Source organism: Dinoroseobacter shibae DFL 12 = DSM 16493 (genome assembly GCF_000018145.1).
Classification (GTDB): Bacteria; Pseudomonadota; Alphaproteobacteria; order Rhodobacterales; family Rhodobacteraceae; genus Dinoroseobacter; species Dinoroseobacter shibae.
The window spans coordinates 1165001-1182165 of record NC_009952.1; the positions used below are offsets into that span (position 1 = coordinate 1165001).

The 17165-nt window shown below is 66.5% G+C and carries 18 protein-coding genes; 9 read left to right on the forward strand and 9 right to left on the reverse strand.

Annotation, left to right across the window (positions count from 1 at the left end; all coding sequences use genetic code 11):
* Window positions 1-62: 62 nt before the first annotated feature.
* Together dprA and tldD are read right to left on the reverse strand one after the other, a co-directional pair.
* Window positions 63-1202, reverse strand: a complete 1140-nt coding sequence (gene dprA, locus DSHI_RS05815; RefSeq protein ID WP_012177810.1) for a DNA-processing protein DprA — start codon at window positions 1200-1202, stop codon at window positions 63-65.
* A gap of 271 nt (window positions 1203-1473) precedes the next feature.
* Entirely contained in the window at window positions 1474-2895 is a 1422-nt protein-coding gene (gene tldD / locus DSHI_RS05820) for a metalloprotease TldD (protein ID WP_012177811.1), read from the reverse strand.
* Between the two features lie 218 nt (window positions 2896-3113).
* Here tldD and coxB point away from each other — a divergent pair, with 218 nt between their 5' ends.
* The 9 genes from coxB to DSHI_RS05865 all read left to right on the forward strand — a co-directional run bounded on the left by coxB (window position 3114) and on the right by DSHI_RS05865 (window position 10665).
* Window positions 3114-3968, forward strand: coding sequence for a cytochrome c oxidase subunit II (gene coxB / locus DSHI_RS05825; RefSeq protein ID WP_044027651.1), 855 nt, complete (start codon window positions 3114-3116; stop codon window positions 3966-3968).
* Between the two features lie 59 nt (window positions 3969-4027).
* Window positions 4028-4975, forward strand: coding sequence for a heme o synthase (gene cyoE, locus DSHI_RS05830; protein WP_044027652.1), 948 nt, complete (start codon window positions 4028-4030; stop codon window positions 4973-4975).
* A gap of 3 nt (window positions 4976-4978) precedes the next feature.
* Window positions 4979-5164 (forward strand): hypothetical protein, encoded by a 186-nt coding sequence (locus DSHI_RS05835; protein ID WP_012177814.1) that lies wholly within the window; start codon window positions 4979-4981, stop codon window positions 5162-5164.
* Window positions 5161-5772, forward strand: a complete 612-nt coding sequence (locus tag DSHI_RS05840) for a cytochrome c oxidase assembly protein (RefSeq protein WP_012177815.1) — start codon at window positions 5161-5163, stop codon at window positions 5770-5772. The genes DSHI_RS05835 and DSHI_RS05840 overlap by 4 nt, the downstream gene beginning before the upstream one ends.
* Before the next feature lie 21 nt (window positions 5773-5793).
* Complete coding sequence (locus tag DSHI_RS05845; protein WP_012177816.1) at window positions 5794-6600, forward strand: cytochrome c oxidase subunit 3; 807 nt, start codon at window positions 5794-5796, stop codon at window positions 6598-6600.
* Between the two features lie 97 nt (window positions 6601-6697).
* Window positions 6698-7399 (forward strand): SURF1 family protein, encoded by a 702-nt coding sequence (locus DSHI_RS05850; protein ID WP_012177817.1) that lies wholly within the window; start codon window positions 6698-6700, stop codon window positions 7397-7399.
* A 13-nt stretch (window positions 7400-7412) separates the two neighbouring features.
* Complete coding sequence (thrC, locus tag DSHI_RS05855; RefSeq protein WP_012177818.1) at window positions 7413-8804, forward strand: threonine synthase; 1392 nt, start codon at window positions 7413-7415, stop codon at window positions 8802-8804.
* Entirely contained in the window at window positions 8801-10081 is a 1281-nt protein-coding gene (locus tag DSHI_RS05860) for a M16 family metallopeptidase (RefSeq protein ID WP_012177819.1), read from the forward strand. The genes thrC and DSHI_RS05860 overlap by 4 nt, the downstream gene beginning before the upstream one ends.
* Complete coding sequence (locus tag DSHI_RS05865; RefSeq protein ID WP_012177820.1) at window positions 10081-10665, forward strand: GNAT family N-acetyltransferase; 585 nt, start codon at window positions 10081-10083, stop codon at window positions 10663-10665. Before DSHI_RS05860 ends, DSHI_RS05865 begins: the two co-directional genes overlap by 1 nt.
* Before the next feature lie 145 nt (window positions 10666-10810).
* Here the strand turns inward: DSHI_RS05865 and infC are convergent, their stop codons facing one another.
* The 7 genes from infC to cysG form a co-directional block, all read right to left on the reverse strand.
* Window positions 10811-11272 (reverse strand): translation initiation factor IF-3, encoded by a 462-nt coding sequence (gene infC / locus DSHI_RS05870; RefSeq protein WP_245533060.1) that lies wholly within the window; start codon window positions 11270-11272, stop codon window positions 10811-10813.
* Window positions 11273-11571: 299 nt separating this feature from the next.
* Window positions 11572-12432, reverse strand: coding sequence for a ferredoxin--NADP reductase (locus DSHI_RS05875; protein ID WP_012177822.1), 861 nt, complete (start codon window positions 12430-12432; stop codon window positions 11572-11574).
* Between the two features lie 67 nt (window positions 12433-12499).
* On the reverse strand, window positions 12500-12916 hold the full coding sequence (locus DSHI_RS05880; protein WP_012177823.1) for a DUF934 domain-containing protein: 417 nt from the start codon (window positions 12914-12916) through the stop codon (window positions 12500-12502).
* Window positions 12913-13668, reverse strand: coding sequence for a phosphoadenylyl-sulfate reductase (locus DSHI_RS05885; protein WP_012177824.1), 756 nt, complete (start codon window positions 13666-13668; stop codon window positions 12913-12915). The genes DSHI_RS05880 and DSHI_RS05885 overlap by 4 nt, the downstream gene beginning before the upstream one ends.
* Complete coding sequence (locus DSHI_RS05890) at window positions 13658-15325, reverse strand: nitrite/sulfite reductase (protein WP_012177825.1); 1668 nt, start codon at window positions 15323-15325, stop codon at window positions 13658-13660. The genes DSHI_RS05885 and DSHI_RS05890 overlap by 11 nt, the downstream gene beginning before the upstream one ends.
* Before the next feature lie 24 nt (window positions 15326-15349).
* Entirely contained in the window at window positions 15350-15655 is a 306-nt protein-coding gene (locus DSHI_RS05895) for a DUF2849 domain-containing protein (protein ID WP_012177826.1), read from the reverse strand.
* Window positions 15655-17040 carry a siroheme synthase CysG gene (gene cysG, locus DSHI_RS05900; protein ID WP_012177827.1) on the reverse strand — a complete coding sequence of 462 codons (1386 nt, stop codon included), beginning with the start codon at window positions 17038-17040 and terminating at the stop codon, window positions 15655-15657. Before cysG ends, DSHI_RS05895 begins: the two co-directional genes overlap by 1 nt.
* Window positions 17041-17165 lie beyond the last annotated feature (125 nt).

Below are 17165 nucleotides of genomic sequence, written 5' to 3' on the forward strand. Positions count from 1 at the left end.
TGCGCAGCGCAGGGGCCGTTTCGGCAAGCCGACCAAGCGGTTCCGGCCTGCGCTGGAACGTCTCAGCACCCGAGGCTCAGCATTCCCCCGGGGGCGCGGGTGATCTGACCGGACATCTCCAACTCCACCAGGGCCGCATTGACTTGCGCCGCGGGCAGACCGAGGGCGCGAATGACCTGATCCTCGGGCAGCGGCGTGGCGCCGAGCGTGGCCAGAACGCGACCGCGCAACTCGTCCGCGGAGGGCCGGCCAAGCTCCGGCGCAGGTGCGGCGGCGGGCTCCGGCGATGGCGCTGCGGCCTCTGGCGAAAGCGCCAGCAGGATGTCCTCGGCATTGCGCACCAGGGTCGCGCCATCGCGCAGCAACTGGTTGCATCCCGACGCGCGCCCGTCGAACGGGTGCCCGGGGGCGGCCATCACCTCCCGCCCCTGGTCGGCGGCATCCCGCGCGGTCAGCAGGCTGCCCGATTTCACGGTCGCCTCGACCACTACCACCGCGCGCGCCAGGCCGGAAATCAGCCGGTTGCGGCGCGGGAAATGCCGCGCCTGGGGCTGCATGCCGAGCGGTTGTTCCGACACGATCAGTCCCTGCTTGGCGATGCGCTTGAACAGCTCGGTATTTTCCTTGGGATAGATCACGTCGAGCCCGCCCGCGACCACGGCGATGGTGCCCGTGTCGATCGCGGCGTCATGGGCGGCGGCATCGATCCCGCGTGCCAGCCCCGATACGATCACCTGATCCTCGCTGCCCAGCCCCTTGGCAAAGGCGCGGGCCAGACGTTGGCCGATGGCCGAGGCATTGCGCGCCCCCACGAGGGCCACGGCGGAGCGTTTGAGCAATTCGACATCGCCAAGGCACCACAGAAGCGGTGGTGCGTCGTCGATGCTGGACAGCCGGTCCGAGTAGAGCGTCCCGCCCAGGGCCGCGAGCCGCGCGCCCATCTTGCGCCCGGTGGTGTATTCCTTTTCGACCCGGTCGCGCGCGATCGGGCGCAAATCCTTCAGCCCAGCCGCCGAACCGACCTCGGGCAGCGCATCGAGCGCTGCGCGCGCAGTGCCGTATTCGGCAAGAAGCTTGTGAAACGTGACGGGACCGACCCGGGGGCTGCGGATCAGTTGCAGCCAATCCAGCGCCTCGTCCACGGAGCGGGGCGCCTGCGGGGTGTCATCATCGGGAAAGAGCGGCGCGATATCCTTGGCCATGGGTCAAGAGTCCTTCTGGCAACTGTCCCGCCCGACGCCTGTTTTTTCGGGAAGACTGGATCAGACGGATACCGAGAGGGGTCGTTTGCGCCTCCGGTCTGAGGTGGTGCGAGGGTGGGTGGGTCGACAGAGACAACAAACACCCGGCATCCGCCTGATCTGGAACTACCTTTGGCCTCAAATTCTTAATGCGAGGTAAAAACTTTAAAAAAATCGCGGACGAAAGTCGTTTTTTCGCCGCGCGGTGTTCGTGTTTCGGTCTGGCGCCCCGTCACGCCGCCGATCCGCCCACGGTCAGCCCCCCGATCATCAGGGTCGGCTGGCCCACGCCCACCGGCACCCACTGGCCCGCCTTGCCGCAATTGCCCATCCCGGGATCGAGCGCCATGTCGTTGCCGATGGCGCGGATCTGCTGCATCGCAGTGGGCCCGTCGCCGATCAGCGTCGCCCCCTTTACCGGAGCGCCCACCTTGCCGTTCTTCACCCGGTAGGCCTCGGTGCAGGAGAAGACGAACTTGCCGTTGGTGATATCCACCTGTCCGCCGCCGAACCCGACCGCGTAGATCCCGTCCTTCAGGTCCGCCACGATCTCCCTCGGCGCGGCATCCCCGCCCAGCATATAGGTGTTGGTCATCCGCGGCATGGGGATATGCGCGTAGCTTTCCCGCCGACCGTTGCCCGTGGCCTCCACCCCCATCAGGCGCGCGTTCTGGCGATCCTGCATGAACCCCACGAGGATGCCGTCCTCGATCAGCGTCGTCTTGTGCGAGGGCGTGCCCTCGTCGTCGACCGTGAGCGATCCGCGCCGGTCCGGGATCGTACCGTCGTCGAGCACGGTCACCCCGGGGGCGGCCACCCGCTGGCCCATCAGCCCGGCGAAGGCCGAGGATTTCTTGCGGTTGAAATCGCCCTCGAGCCCATGCCCCACCGCCTCGTGCAACAGGATACCGGGCCAGCCGGGGCCAAGCACCACATCCATCACCCCCGCGGGCGCAGGCTCCGCATCGAGGTTAACGACCGCGACCCGCAACGCCTCCCGCGCCACGCCCTGCCAATGCTCCGCGCCCATCAGGCTCGCCAGCCCATAGCGCCCGCCACCCCCAGCCGAGCCACTCTCGCGACGGCCGTCCTGTTCGACGATGATCGACACGTTGAGCCGGGTCATCGGGCGCACGTCGCGCACCCGGTGGCCCTCGGGGCGCAGGATCTCGACCTCCTGGATCGACGCGGCCAGGGAGGCCGAGACCTGCACCACGCGCGGGTCGAGCGCCCGGACATAGGCATCGATCTCGCGCAGGGTTTCGATCTTCACGCCGAAGGCGGCGGCATCCATAGGGTTTTCATCCGAATAAAGACGCCGGTTCGTGGCCCCCGGCGCCTCGGCCAGCACCCCGCCGCCGTCGCCCACCGCCAGCCGCGCGGTCGTCGCCGCACGCCGCAAGGCCGCCTCGGACAGTTCGGTGGAATGGGCATAGCCCGCCGTTTCGCCACGCACCGCACGCAGCCCGAACCCCTCGGATGCGTCGTAATTCGCCGTCTTGATCCGCCCGTCATCCAGCAGGAGCGACTCCGACCGCCGCCGTTCGAGGAAAAGCTCCCCGTCATCGGCCCCGGCAACCGCCTCGCGCAGCACGCGAAGCGCCACGTCGGGATCCAGCGAAGTCTCGAAAGGGCGGAACGCAGCGTCAGTCATCGGGGTTTTCCTTGATCCATGTCAAATCGCGACACGAAGGCGCAGGTGGAGCGCTTGTGTGCCTACCGGATATATGGTTCACAAGTGTCCGGACACAACGGCATACCGTACCAGACGGGTCTGCCGGGCGCTTTGCGCATCGAAGCATCGGGTGCGGGCGATCCGTATCTGAACAGGGCATCGCGCGGCTCTGGCCGCGACATAACAGGGAACGACTCATGGCAAACATGACCCGGATCACCGGAGGTCTGGCGGCTGGGATGGCCGCTCTTGGCGCGCCGGCATTTGCAGACAATCGCGAAGGCATGGAGATCATCGGCCAACCCATTCCGGGCGGCATCGGGTTCCAGCCCGCGGCGACCGAACTGGCGCGGGAACTGCAATGGCTCGACGGGCTGCTGCTGGTCATCATCACCGCGATCGTGCTGTTCGTGACGGCCCTGATCGCCTGGACGATCGTCCGCCACAACGCGAAGTCCAATCCGGAGCCGGCCCGGTTCAGCCATAACACCCCGATCGAGATCACCTGGACCGTGGTGCCGATCCTGATCTTGGTGTTCATCGGCGCCTTCTCCCTGCCCGTGCTCTTCAAGCAGCAGGAAATCCCCGAGGCGGAAGTGACCATCAAGGCGACGGGCTACCAGTGGTTCTGGGGCTACGAGTATCCCGAGCATGATTTCGGCTTCGAATCCTTCATGCTGGCGCGCGACGAACTGGCCGAGCACGGCTACGAGGACGAGCATTTCCTGCTGGCCACCGATACCGCGATGGTCGTGCCCGTGGACACCACCGTGGTGGTGCAGGTGACCGCAGCGGACGTGATCCACTCCTGGACCATCCCGGCCTTCGGCGTGAAGCAGGACGGCATCCCCGGGCGTCTGGCGGAACTGTGGTTCTCGGCCGAGAAGGAAGGCATCTATTTCGGCCAGTGCTCGGAACTTTGCGGCAAGGATCACGCTTATATGCCCATTACCGTCAAGGTGGTGAGCAAGGAAGAATATGCGCGCTGGCTCGACACCGCGATCGCGCAGTACAACGGCACCCCGCGTACCGTGGACTACGCCGCCAAGTGACATGACCCGCGTCGGCCCGCATGCGGGCCGGCCCTTTTCGTGAAAGCCAGCGAGATCCCATGAGCGACGCAAGCTTCGACAGATCCATGCCCCTGAGCGGCGAAGGCAGCTTTGGCGACTATTTCGCCCTGCTCAAGCCGCGCGTGATGTCCCTGGTGGTATTCACCGCCCTTGTGGGGCTGCTCGTGGCGCCCGTCTCGTTGCACCCGATGGTTGGGTTCTGCGCGATCCTGTTCATCGCCGTGGGGGCAGGGGCCTCCGGCGCGCTGAACATGTGGTGGGACGCGGATATCGACGTGATCATGAAGCGCACTGCGGGCCGCCCCGTTCCGGCGGGCAAGGTGCAGCCGGGCGAGGCGCTGGCCCTGGGTCTGGGCCTGTCGGGTCTGTCGGTGGTGATGCTTGCGCTGGCCACCAACCTTCTGGCCGCGGGGCTTCTGGCCTTCACGATCTTCTTCTATGCGGTCGTCTATTCCATGTGGCTCAAACGCTCCACGCCCCAGAATATCGTGATCGGCGGGGCCGCGGGTGCCTTTCCTCCGATGATCGGCTGGGTGGCGGCGACGGGTTCGGTCAGCCTCGAGGCGGTGCTGATGTTCGCGCTGATCTTCATGTGGACGCCGCCGCATTTCTGGGCGCTCGCGCTCTTCATGAAATCCGACTACCACGATGCGGGCGTGCCGATGCTGACCGTGACCCACGGGCGCAAATCGACCCGCACTCATATCCTGGTCTATACCGTGTTGCTGGTGCCTGTGGCGCTCGGCCTGGCGCTGACCCCGGTCGCGGGTCCACTTTATCTCGCCACGGCCCTTGTTCTGAACGCGATCTTCCTCAAGGGGGCGTGGGACATCTGGCGCCGTGACGAGGCGCAGGCGGAAGCGGATAAATACGCGACCGAAAAACGCTTCTTCAAGTTTTCGCTGCTCTATCTCGCCCTGCATTTCACCGCGCTGCTGGCCGAGGCAATCCTGACCCGCAGCGGTCTTTGGACCTTCGGAGGGTAGACCATGGCATTCGGCAAAGATCACGAGTTGCACACCCGGCGCGCCGGGCGAAATTTCGGCGTCGCGGGCCTGCTGGTCGGCTTCGCCGCCATCGTCTTTGGCCTTACGGTGGCCAAGGTATCCGAGGACGGCCCCATCGAGGGGTTCGACCATGTCGCAAGGCCCCAACTTGTGGAGCGTGGAGAATGAGCGAAACACAGACCCAACCGCCGAGCCATGGCAAGACCGCTTTGAAACTGGTCGGCGTGGTGGTGACCATGGGGGCGCTGGCCTGGGCCGCGGTGCCATTTTACGACTGGTTCTGCCGGGTCACGGGCTTCGGCGGGACAACCAATACCGCCGAAACCGGCTCCGACGTGATCCTCGACCGGACCATCAAGATCAAGTTCGACGCCTCGCTGGAACGTGACATGCCCTGGCAGTTCAAGCCCACGGTGCACGAGGTCGAGATCCGCATCGGCGAGACCGGCCTCGCGTTCTACGAGGCGCACAACCCCACGGATGTGCCCGTCGCAGGCTCTGCCAGCTACAATGTCGCGCCGTTCAACGCGGGCGGCTATTTCACCAAGATCGACTGTTTCTGCTTCGAAGAGCAGGTGTTGATGCCCGGCGAGACCGTGCTGATGCCGGTCACCTTCTTTGTCGACCCCGAAATCGTCGACGATGCGGAGGCCGCGGCGAACTCGCATATCACCCTGTCCTACACCTTTTACGAGATCGACATGCCCGAGCCCGCGGAAACCGCGGCCTACCTTCCGGCCGTCGATCCGGTCCCGCAACCCCAAAGCTATAACTGACCTGCCTGAGGAGAGCCCCCAATGGCACAACAAAAAAATCACGACTATCACATCCTGCCGCCCTCGATCTGGCCCTTCGTCGGGTCGGTCAGCGGGTTCATCATGCTGTTCGGGGCGGTGCTCTGGATGACGGGGCAGGGCCCTTACATGTTCCTCGTCGGTCTGGCGGGCGTGATCACCACCATGGTGGGCTGGTGGACCGAGGTCGTGCGCGAGAGCCACGCAGGCGATCACACCCCGGTGGTGCGGATCGGCCTGCGCTACGGCTTCATCTTCTTCATCATGTCCGAAGTGATGTTCTTCGCGGCCTGGTTCTGGAGCTTCTTCAAGCACGCGCTCTATCCGATGGACCCCGGCGGCATGAGCCCCGCGGTGGACGGCATCTGGCCGCCCGCGGGGATCGAAACCTTCGACCCCTGGCACCTGCCGCTGATCAACACGCTTATCCTGCTGTGTTCCGGCGCGGCGGCGACCTGGGCGCATCACGCGCTGGTGCATGAGAACAACAAGAAGGACATGAAGACCGGGCTCTTGCTGGCGATCGTGCTCGGCGTGATCTTCACCGGCTTCCAGGCTTATGAATACACCCATGCGGCCTTCGGCTTCGCGGGCAACATCTACGGCGCCAACTTCTTCATGGCCACAGGCTTCCACGGGGCGCATGTGATCATCGGCACGGTGTTCCTCTTCGTGTGCTACCTGCGGGTGCGCCGCGACCACTTCACCGCCGAGAAGCATATCGGCTTCGAGGCCGCGGCCTGGTACTGGCACTTCGTCGATGTGGTCTGGCTGTTCCTGTTCGCGGCGATCTATGTCTGGGGCTCCTGACCCCACACTCTGAACGCGCCATGCGGCCGGGCCCTGTCCCGGCCGTTTGCACGTCTGCCGAGCCCTCCTCAATCCACCCCCTGCCCAAAGGAGCCCCATGCTGCGCCTCGGTATCCCCCTCGCATTCGGTCTGATCGGCACCGCGATCCTGCTCGCCCTTGGCAACTGGCAGGTCAACCGGCTGGGCGAGAAGGAAGCGTTTCTGGCCGCCATCGATGCGCGGATCACCGAGGCCCCCGTGGACCTTCCCGCAACCATCGACCCGGAGGCCGACCGTTTCCGCGCGGTCGAAGTCCGCGGCCGCTACACCGGCCAAGAGATCGACGTGCTGGCCAGCGCCAAGGGGGTCGGCGCCGCTTACCGCGTGATCTCGGCATTCGAGACCGACGACGGGCGCCGCGTGCTCATCGACCGCGGTTTCCTGCCCGTGGCGCAGCGCGCCGCCCCGCGGACATTCCCCGAGGCGCGGCTGCAAGGCAACCTGCACTGGCCGGACGAGGTCGACAGCTTCACGCCCGAGCCGGACACGGGCGACAACACCTGGTTTGCCCGTGACGTGCCCGCCCTGGCCGCGGCCCTCGACACCGAGCCGGTGCTCATCGTCCTGCGCGCCACGTCGGAGCCCGACCCCTTCGCGACACCCTATCCACTGGACACCAGCGGCATTCCGAACGATCACCTCGAATACGCGGTGACATGGTTTTCCCTCGCCGCCGTGTGGTTCGGGATGACACTCTATTTCCTGTGGCGTATGAGGCGTCCAGACCGGGGCGCGTCCCGGGCGACGGACGAGCAATAGTCAAGGCAAGCGTATGCGTTACATCTCTACCCGCGGGCAGGCCCCGGCCATGGCCTTCCACGAAGCGATGCTGGCGGGGCTGGCGAGCGATGGCGGGCTCTACGTCCCCGAAACCGTGCCCACCCTCACCGAGGCCGAGATCCGCGCCATGGCCGGTCTGCCCTACGAAGAGATCGCGTTCCGGGTGATGATGCCCTTCCTGGGCAACAGCTTCACCGAAGAAGAATTCCGCACCGACATCGCCACCGCCTACGGCGGGTTCGGCCACGACGCCCGCGCGCCCCTGAAACAGCTCGGGCCCAACCATTTCCTGCTGGAGCTCTTCCACGGCCCGACGCTGGCGTTCAAGGACTTCGCCATGCAGCTCATCGGGCAGCTCTTCCAGCGGGAGCTTACCCGGCGCGGCAGCCGCGTGACCATCGTGGGCGCCACCTCCGGCGATACCGGCTCCGCGGCGATCGAGGCGTTCCGCGGCATCGCGTCCGTGGATGTGTTCATCCTCTATCCCCACGGCCGGGTCTCCGAGGTGCAGCGCCGCCAGATGACCACGCCCACCGAGGACAACGTCCATGCCCTCGCCCTGCACGGCCATTTCGATGACTGCCAGGCGCGGCTGAAGGACATGTTCAACGACCACGGCTTCCGCGACGGGGTGCGGCTGGCGGGCGTGAATTCGATCAACTGGGCGCGGGTGCTGGCCCAGGTCGTCTACTACTTCTCCGCCGCGACCAGCCTGGGCGCCCCGGACCGCAAGATCAGCTTCACCGTGCCCACTGGCAATTTCGGCGACATCTTCGCAGGCTACATCGCGCGGCGCATGGGCCTGCCCATCGACACCCTTGTGATCGCCACCAACCAGAACGACATTCTGCACCGCTGCCTGACCACCGGGGCCTACGAGACCGACGCGGTCATCCCCTCGATCAGCCCGTCCATGGATATCCAGGTCAGCTCGAATTTCGAGCGGCTCCTGTTCGACGTCTACGACCGGGACGGGGCGGCGGTGGCGCAGCTGATGGACGAGTTGAAGACAAAGGGCGGCTTCACCCTGTCGCAAGGCGCGTTGACCCGCCTGCGCGAAGGCTTCGCCTCGGGCCGCGCGTCCGAGGACGAGACCTCCGCCACCATCACCCGCGCACGCGACACCATGAACGAGCTTTTGTGCCCGCATTCGGCGGTGGGCGTGCATGTGGCCGAGCAGCATATCGAGCCCGGCGTGCCCATGGTCACGCTGGCCACCGCGCATCCGGCGAAGTTCCCCGCCGCGGTGGAGGCCGCGACCGGGGTGCATCCGCCCCTTCCGCCGCGGATGGAAACGCTCTATGAGCGGCCCGAACGCCTGACCGAAGTGCCCAACGACCTCGGCGCGCTGCAAACCCTTATCCGCGAACGGATCGACCCATGACCCAGACCCCCGACAGCCAGACCCAGTTGACCGAGCTGGCCAACGGGTTCCGGATCGTGACCGAACACATGCCGGGCCTGAAATCGGCGGCCGTGGGCATCTGGGTGCTGGCCGGCGGCCGTCACGAGCGGCTGGAACAGAACGGCATCGCCCATTTCCTCGAACACATGGCGTTCAAGGGGACCGAGAAACGCTCCACCCTGGGGATCGCCGAGGCGATCGAGGATGTGGGCGGCTATATCAACGCCTATACCTCGCGCGAAGTCACCGCCTATTACGCCCGCGTGCTGGAGGCCGATGTGGGCCTTGCGGTGGATGTGCTGGCCGATATCCTGCGCAACCCTGTCTTCGCCCCCGAAGAGATCGAGGTAGAGCGCGGCGTGATCCTGCAGGAGATCGGACAGGCGCTCGACACGCCCGACGACGTGGTCTTCGACTGGCTGCAGGAACGCGCCTTTGCCGACCAGCCCATGGGCCGCACGATCCTCGGACCCGCCGAGCGGGTGCGCGGCTTTGCCCGCAACGATTTCTTCGATTTCGTGGGCGAGCATTACACGCCCGAAACCATGATCCTGTCCGCGGCGGGGGCGGTCGATCACGACGCGCTCGTGGCCTTGGCCGAGAAGCTTTTTGGCGACATGGCCCGCCGTGACCGGGCCGACGCTGCCCAGGCGCGCTTCACCTGCGGCGAGGCGCGGGTGATCAAGCCGCTGGAGCAGGTCCATTTCGCCATGGCCCTGCCCGGGCCGGGCTACCGCGATCCGGCGGTCTATACCGCGCAGGTCTATGCCACGGCACTCGGGGGCGGGATGTCGTCGCGCCTGTTCCAGGAGGTGCGCGAGAAGCGTGGCTTGTGCTATTCGATCTTCGCCCAGTCCGGCGCCTATGCCGAGACCGGGATGATGACGATCTATGCGGGCACCTCCGGCGACCAGATCGCCGAGCTGTGCGAGATCACCCTGCGGGAGATGCAGCGCGCCGGCAATGACATGAGCACCCAGGAAGTCGCCCGCGCCCGGGCCCAGATGAAGGCGGGGCTGCTGATGGGGCTGGAAAGCCCGTCCTCGCGCGCCGAACGCCTGGCCCGGCTCGTGGGCGTGTGGAACCGGGTGCCGTCCCTGGACGAGACCATCGCCCGGATCGACGCGGTCACCACCGGCGACGTGAAGGTCTACGGCGCCGAGCTGTGCCAGAGCGGGGATGTGGCCACCGCGCTTTATGGCCCCGCCGACGCGGCGCCGGATCTGGCCGCGATCCGGGAGCGCCTGGCGGCCTGATGCTTCTACGCCGGCCCGCACTCCGGATCGAGACGGAGCGCATGACGCTGCGCCCGCCGTCCCACGCGGATTTCCGATCCTGGACCGCCCTGCGCGCGACCAGCCGCGCATTCCTGACCCCGTGGGAGCCGACCTGGTCGCCCGATCACCTGAGCCGCAAGTCCTTCACCAACCGGGTCTACTGGGCCAATCGGTCGATCAAGGGCGAGACCGCCTATCCGCTCTTTTTGTTCGAACGCGGCAGCCAAGACCTGCTGGGGGCGATCACGCTCGACAATGTCAAGCGCGGCCCGGCCCAGTCGGCCACCCTGGGCTACTGGATCGGTGCGCCCTATGCCCGGCAGGGGTTCATGCGCGAGGCGATCACCGCGCTTACCCATTACGCCCATACGGAGATGGATCTCAGCCGCATCGAGGCCGCCTGCCTGCCGGAGAACACGGCCTCTCGCGGCGCGTTGGAGAAATGCGGGTTCAAGTACGAGGGTGTCGCGCAGAGCTACCTGCAGATCGCCGGGCGCTGGCGCAACCATGTGCTCTACGCCAATTTGCGCGGTGACCGCCGGGGCCGCACCGACGTGCGCTGAGCGCGGGCCGCTGGCCTGCGGTGGTGCGTATTTTCGGAACTGTGACAGGGACATGCGCGCCATCCGGCCTGCGGCGCGCGACTTGCGGGCAACAAAAACGCCGCTTGATCCAAGCGGCGTCTTCGGTCGTGCCGATGTTTTTCGGTTACTTCGCCAGGGGGCCGATCATCATCACCATCTGGCGGCCTTCCATCTTCGGCATGTTCTCGACCTTGCCGATTTCCTTGGTGTCCTCGGCGACCCGTTCCAGCAGTTCGCGGCCCAGGTTCTGATGCGCCATTTCCCGTCCGCGGAACCGCAAGGTCACCTTCACCTTGTCGCCGCCTTCAAGGAACTTGAACACGTTGCGCATCTTGACCTGGTAGTCATGGGTGTCGGTGTTCGGACGGAACTTGACCTCCTTGACGTCGATGGTCTTCTGCTTCTTGCGGGCCTCGCTCTCGCGTTTTTGCTGTTCGTATTTGAACTTGCCGAAATCCATGATCTTGCAGACCGGCGGATTGGCGTTTGGCGAAATCTCCACCAGATCGAGCCCGGCTTCCTCGGCCATGCGCATGGCTTCTCGGGGGGTGACGACTCCGGCGTTTTCGCCGTCGGCATCGATCAATCTAATCTCGGGGGCGCGGATGCGCCCGTTCACGCGCGGGCCGGTATCACGTTGCGGCGGGGCGTTATGGGGTCTGCGGGCTATGGGTTTGGTCCTTGTATCGTTTACCTTTTGAGATGCAGACGGTAAGCGCTCTGGCGGGTGCAATCAAGCTGGATATTGCAGCCTTGGGCCAGAATGCAGCCCCCTAAAGCGGCCTGATATCTGGCCAAAATGGCGGTCGGATACCTGTCGGGCAAGTGTCGGGCATGTGTATGGCACCTGTCGGGCAAAAGGGCCGACAGGCGCGAAAGACAGGATCAATCCAGAAACGCTTTTTCCACCACGTAATGGGCGGGTTTGGAATTGGCGCCCTCTTCGAGCCCGTAGCTTTCCAGCATGTCCTTCAATTCGAGATTGAAAGCCAGGTTGCCGCAGATCATCGCCCGGTCGGTTTCGGGACACAGCACCGGCACGTCGAGATCCGAAAAACACTCCCCCGATTTCATCAGGTCCGTGATCCGGCCCATCTTGGGGCTCTGTTCGCGGGTGGTGGTGGGGTAGTACTTGATCTTCTTCCAGAAGCCGTCGCCGATCACCTCGTTGAGCAGCTCGTCGGTCTTGAGGCTCTCGATCACCTCGCGGCCATAGTCCAGCTCGCCCGCCTCGCGGCAGGTATGGGTGATGATGACCTCGTCGTAATCCTCGTAGGTTTGCGGCTCGCGCAGCAGGCTTGCGAAGGGGGCGAAGCCCGTGCCGGTGGCGAAGAACCAGATCCGCTTGCCCGGCAGCAGCGCGTCATGCACGAGCGTGCCCACGGGCTTGGGCCGCAGGATGATCTGCTCGCCCGGCTGGATATGTTGCAGCCGCGAGGTCAGCGGACCGTCGGGCACCTTGATCGAATAGAACTCCAGCTCCTCGTCCCAGGAGGGCGAGGCGATGGAATAGGCCCGCAGGAGCGGCTTCTGCTTGCCGGTCTTGGGGTCCGGGTCGCCCATCAGGCCGATCATCACGAATTCCCCCGAGCGGAAGCGCAGGGTCTGCGGACGCGTCACCCGGAAGGAAAACAGGCGGTCTGTCCAGTGCTTGACCGACAGCACGGTCTGGGCATCCGGAAGGGTGGGGACTTTGATCGGTGTTGCGTCTGTCACGGTGCTCATCACGTCGGTCGGTTTGTTCATCTGTCAAGCGAGGTTGACATCTCGCCTCCCCTGTTAAACGGTCTTTGGCAGTCTGGAAAGAGGACAATCAGGCGCGCAGGGCAGCCCGGTAGTCATGGTCGCGCCAGTTCGCGCGGGCGAGCCATTGGTCCTCGGGCTGGCGGGCGGCGAGGGCGGCGTCGATTTCGACCTCGTCAAAGCCCGACCGCCGGGCCATGGCGTATTGATCCGCGAGCACATGGCCGCGCGCCCGCAGTCGACCGCCATAGCCCATGTCGCGCAGGCGCCGCGCAATGGTGAAGCCGCGACCATCGGCGAAATTCGGGAAATCCACGCGGATCATTTCGATCCCCTCCAGCCGGAGCAGGAGACGGTCCACATCGGCGTCGCTGGGCAGATCGAGGCTGCGCACGTCATTTGCGGGGGCTTCGGCCAGCGGGGTGAAACCGCCGGTCCAGTCGTCGGCGGCGAACCCGGTGTCGGTGACGATGGTGGTCGCATTCATGCTGCGTCTCCTGTGGGCAGGGGGCCGCGCACGGCCTTTCCGTTGATGAAATGGATGCCGCACTCTTCCTTGTCGGCATCGCGCCAGCGGCCTGCGCGGGGGTCTTCGCCCGGCGCCACCTTCGATGTGCAGGGCGCGCAGCCGATGGACGGATAGCCGCGCGCCACCAGCGGATGACGGGGCAGGCGGTTGTTGGTCATGTAGTCCTGCACGTCCCCGGGCGTCCAATGGGCCAGCGGGTTGACCTTGATCCGGCTCGGACCGTCCGCCTCGAAGAACTCCAACGCCGCACGGCTGCCCGCCTGGAACCGCTTGCGCCCGGTGATCCAGGCGTCAAAGCGCGACAGCGCCGCGTCCAGAGGCGCGGTCTTGCGCAGGGCGCAGCAGGCATCCGGGTCGCGCTGGTGCAGGGTGCCCTCGGGATCCGTCGCGCGCACTGCCTCCGCACCCGCGCGGATCACCCGCAGGTTGCGCAGACCGAGCCGCTCCGACACGTCCCGCTGATAGGCGAGGGTTTCGGGAAACAGCATCTCGGTGTCGATGAACAGCACCGGAGTATCCGGATCGCGCCGCGCGATCATGTGCAGCAGAACCACCGACTCCGCCCCGAAGGAGCTGACCAGCGCGGTGTGCCCGACGGTCGGGTCGTTCAGCGCGCGCTCCACCACCGCCGTCGCCGAGTGGTGGCGATAGCGATGGTTGAGATGCGCGACCCGCTCCGCGACCGGCGGCAGGGGGGCTTCAAGCGGCATCTTGCTGCGCGGCCTCCGGATAGAGGGCGGCCTTGAACGGGGCCGCGCCCAAACGCCGATAGGCATCGAGGAAGGTCTCCTCGGGACCGTCGCGCAGATCCAGATAGGCGTGGATCAGCCGCTCGATGGCCGGGACGATCTCGTCATAGGCAAAACCGGGGCCCGCGCGCTCGCCGATGGTCGCGGTTTCGGTGCCGTCGCCGCCCAGGGTGATCTGGTAGCTTTCGACGCCGGCGCGGTCCAGCCCGAGGATGCCGATATGGCCCACATGGTGATGGCCGCAGGCGTTGATGCAGCCGGAGATCTTGATCTTCAGCGCGCCGATCTCGTGTTCGAGTTTCAGCGCGTCGAACCGGGTCGCGATCTTTTGCGCGACGGGGATCGAGCGGGCGGTGGCCAGTGCGCAGTAATCCATGCCCGGGCAGGCGATGATGTCCGAGATCAGGCCGAGATTGGCCGTGGCCAGGCCCGCGCCTTTCAGCCGGGCATGAATCGCGGGCAGGTCGCCGCGATGGACATGGGGCAGGATCACGTTCTGCTCATGGCTGATGCGCAGCTCGTCATGGCCGTAGGTCTCGGCCATGTCCGCCATCACCCGCATCTGGTCGGCGGTCGCATCGCCGGGGGTGGCGCCATGGGCCTTGAGCGAGATCGTCACGATGCCGTAGCCCTCGGCCCGGTGGGCGGCGACGTTGGTGTCCACCCAGGCGCGGAACACCGGGTCGGTGCCATAGGCGGCCTCATAGGCCTCGGTCGACCGGGTGGCGAAGCGGGGCGGGGCGAACTGCGCCTCGATCCCGCGCAGGAGCGCCTGGTCCGCGCCGCCGAAACTGCCCCGGGTGACGGCGAACTCGGCCTCCACCATGTCGCGGATCGTCTCGATCCCGTTCTCGTGGACGGTGATCTTGATGCGCGCCTTGTACTTGTTGTCCCGGCGGCCGAGCTGGTTGTAGACCCGCACGATTGCCTCGGCATAGGGCAGCAGGTCCGCCTTGGGCAGGAAGTCCCGCACCACCTTGCCGATCATCGGGGTGCGGCCGAGGCCCCCGCCGATGATGACCCTGTAGCCGATCTGCCCGTCCTTGCGGACGATCTGCAGGCCGATGTCATGGGCCTTTATCACGGCGCGGTCGGCCTCGGCCCCGGTCACGGCGATCTTGAACTTGCGCGGCAGGAACTGGAATTCCGGGTGGTCGGTGGACCATTGGCGCAGCAATTCCGCCACCGGGCGGGGATCGGCGATCTCGTCGGCGGCGGCACCCGCGAAATGGTCGGCGGTGACGTTGCGTATGGTGTTGCCGGAGGTCTGGATGGCGTGCATGCCCACATCGGCCAGCGCGTCGATCATGTCGGGCACGTCGCGCAAGCGGGGCCAGTTGAACTGGATGTTCTGGCGCGTGGTGAAATGGCCATAGCCGCGGTCCCAGCGCTCGGCGATCATGGCAAGCTGGCGCATCTGGCGGCTGTTCAGCGTGCCGTAGGGGATGGCGACGCGCAGCATGTAGGCGTGCAGTTGCAGGTAGAGCCCGTTCATCAGGCGCAGGGGCTTGAACTCGTCCTCGGTGAGCGAGCCGTCGATGCGGCGGTCCACCTGGGCGCGGAACTGGGCGGCGCGTTCGCGCACGAACGCTTCGTCGAAGTCGGTGTAGCTGTACATGGGTCTCTCCGGTGGCGCGGGGGATCAGCGGGCGCGCAGTTCCTGCTTGCCGTGGTTGTAGTTGGAGGGGCCGGTGGCCCGGAATGCCTCGCGGAAATGGGTCGGGGCGGGGCCCGCGGGGCCCGGGGCGACATCGGCGAGATAGGCGCCGACGACCCGGTCGGGCTGCTGCTGGGCGTCGATCAGGCGGATCTGGGCATGGGCCTCGTCCTCCAGCACCTCGGCCTCGGCCAGGTGCCGGGTCCAGGTGTCATCGGCGGCAAGGTAGATCACGTCGCCGTCGAGCAGGTCGTTCGCGGTCACGATCTTGGGGGTAAAGGGGCGGGACATCAGGCAAATTCCTTCAGGTCGGTCAGGGCGGAGCGGGCGTCGCGGGGGGCGAGGCCGTACATCAGGATGGCGGGGCCGGTGAGGGTCCGGGCGGCGTCGGCGAGGCCTGCCAGATCGGTGGCGACGACGCGCTGGTCGGGGCGGCTGACATTCTCGATCAGGGTTACGGGGGTGGCGGGCGCGGCCCCGTGCATCAGCAGACGCCCCTGCAGGAACCGGGCCGCGCGCTTGCCCATGTAGATCGCGGCAACCTGGCCCGGCCGGGCGAGCCCGCGCCAGTCATGGTCGGCGAACCCCTTGGTGTCGTGACCGGTCAGGAAGCGCAGGGCGGCGTTGCGACCGCGCCGGGTCAGGCTCTGGCCAAGGGTCGCGGCGGCGACGGAGGCGGTGGTCAGCCCCGGCACGATGCGCCAGGGAATGCCCGCGTCCTCCAGCGCGTCGATCTCTTCGTCGAGCCGCCCGTAGACCGCGGGATCGCCGGATTTCAGGCGCACCACCTGCGCGCCCGCGCGGGCATGGGTGACGATCAGATCGTTGATGGCCTCCTGCGAGGTGGAGGTGCCGAAGCCCTCCTTGCCCGCATAGATCAGCGTGGCCTCGCGGCGGGCAAGCTCCAGGATCGCGGGGGGGACCAGCCGGTCGTGGATCACCACATCGGCCTCGTCGAGCGCCTTGCGCGCCTTGAGGGTCAGAAGCTCCGGGTCGCCCGGGCCGGCCCCCACCAGCGCCACGGACCCGGTCCGGGCCTTGCGGGCAAGATGGCTGGCGAGCAGGGTGTCGAGGGCGGCCTCGGCCCCCTCCTGCCCGCCCTGGTCGGCGGCGGACGGGCCGGTGCGGAAATAGTAGTCGCGCCAGAAATCCCGGCGCGCGCGGCCCATGGGCAGGGCCTCGGCACGGGCGCGGAAGCCCTTGCCGACCTTTGCCAGAAGGCCCAGAAGCGGCGAGAGCTTCGCCTCCAGATCGGCCTTGATCGCGCGGGCCAGCACGGGGGCGGCGCCCTCGGTGCCGATGGCGATGGTCACCGGGTCGCGGTCGACGATGGCGGGGGTGATGAACTGGCTGTCGGCGAGGTTGTCGACGATGTTCACCAGCGCGCCGTCGGCCTGGGCGAGGCGGCGGATGCGCGCATCCTCGGCCGCGTCCTCGGTTGCGGCATAGACCAGGCTGGCGCACATCCCGTCGCCGGGCTCGAAGGCGCGGGGGATCAGGCGCAGGCGCCCCTCGGCGGCCCAATCGCGGATTTCCGGGGCCGGGTCGGGTGCGATCACCGTCAGCCGCGCCTGGGTCTTCAGCAAAAGCCGCAGCTTGGCCAGCGCGGCGTCGCCGCCGCCGCCCAGGACGATCCGTCGGCCCGAGACCGCGAGGAAGATGGGAAAATGCTGCATGGGGTCGTCCCTGTGATGTCGTGGCTCAACATAGGATAATTTCCCATTGAAGCGCCATATGACCCGAAATATAAGGAAATATGTCCTGCATCCGAGAAAAGGGGATCGGGGCGTTCCAAAATGCA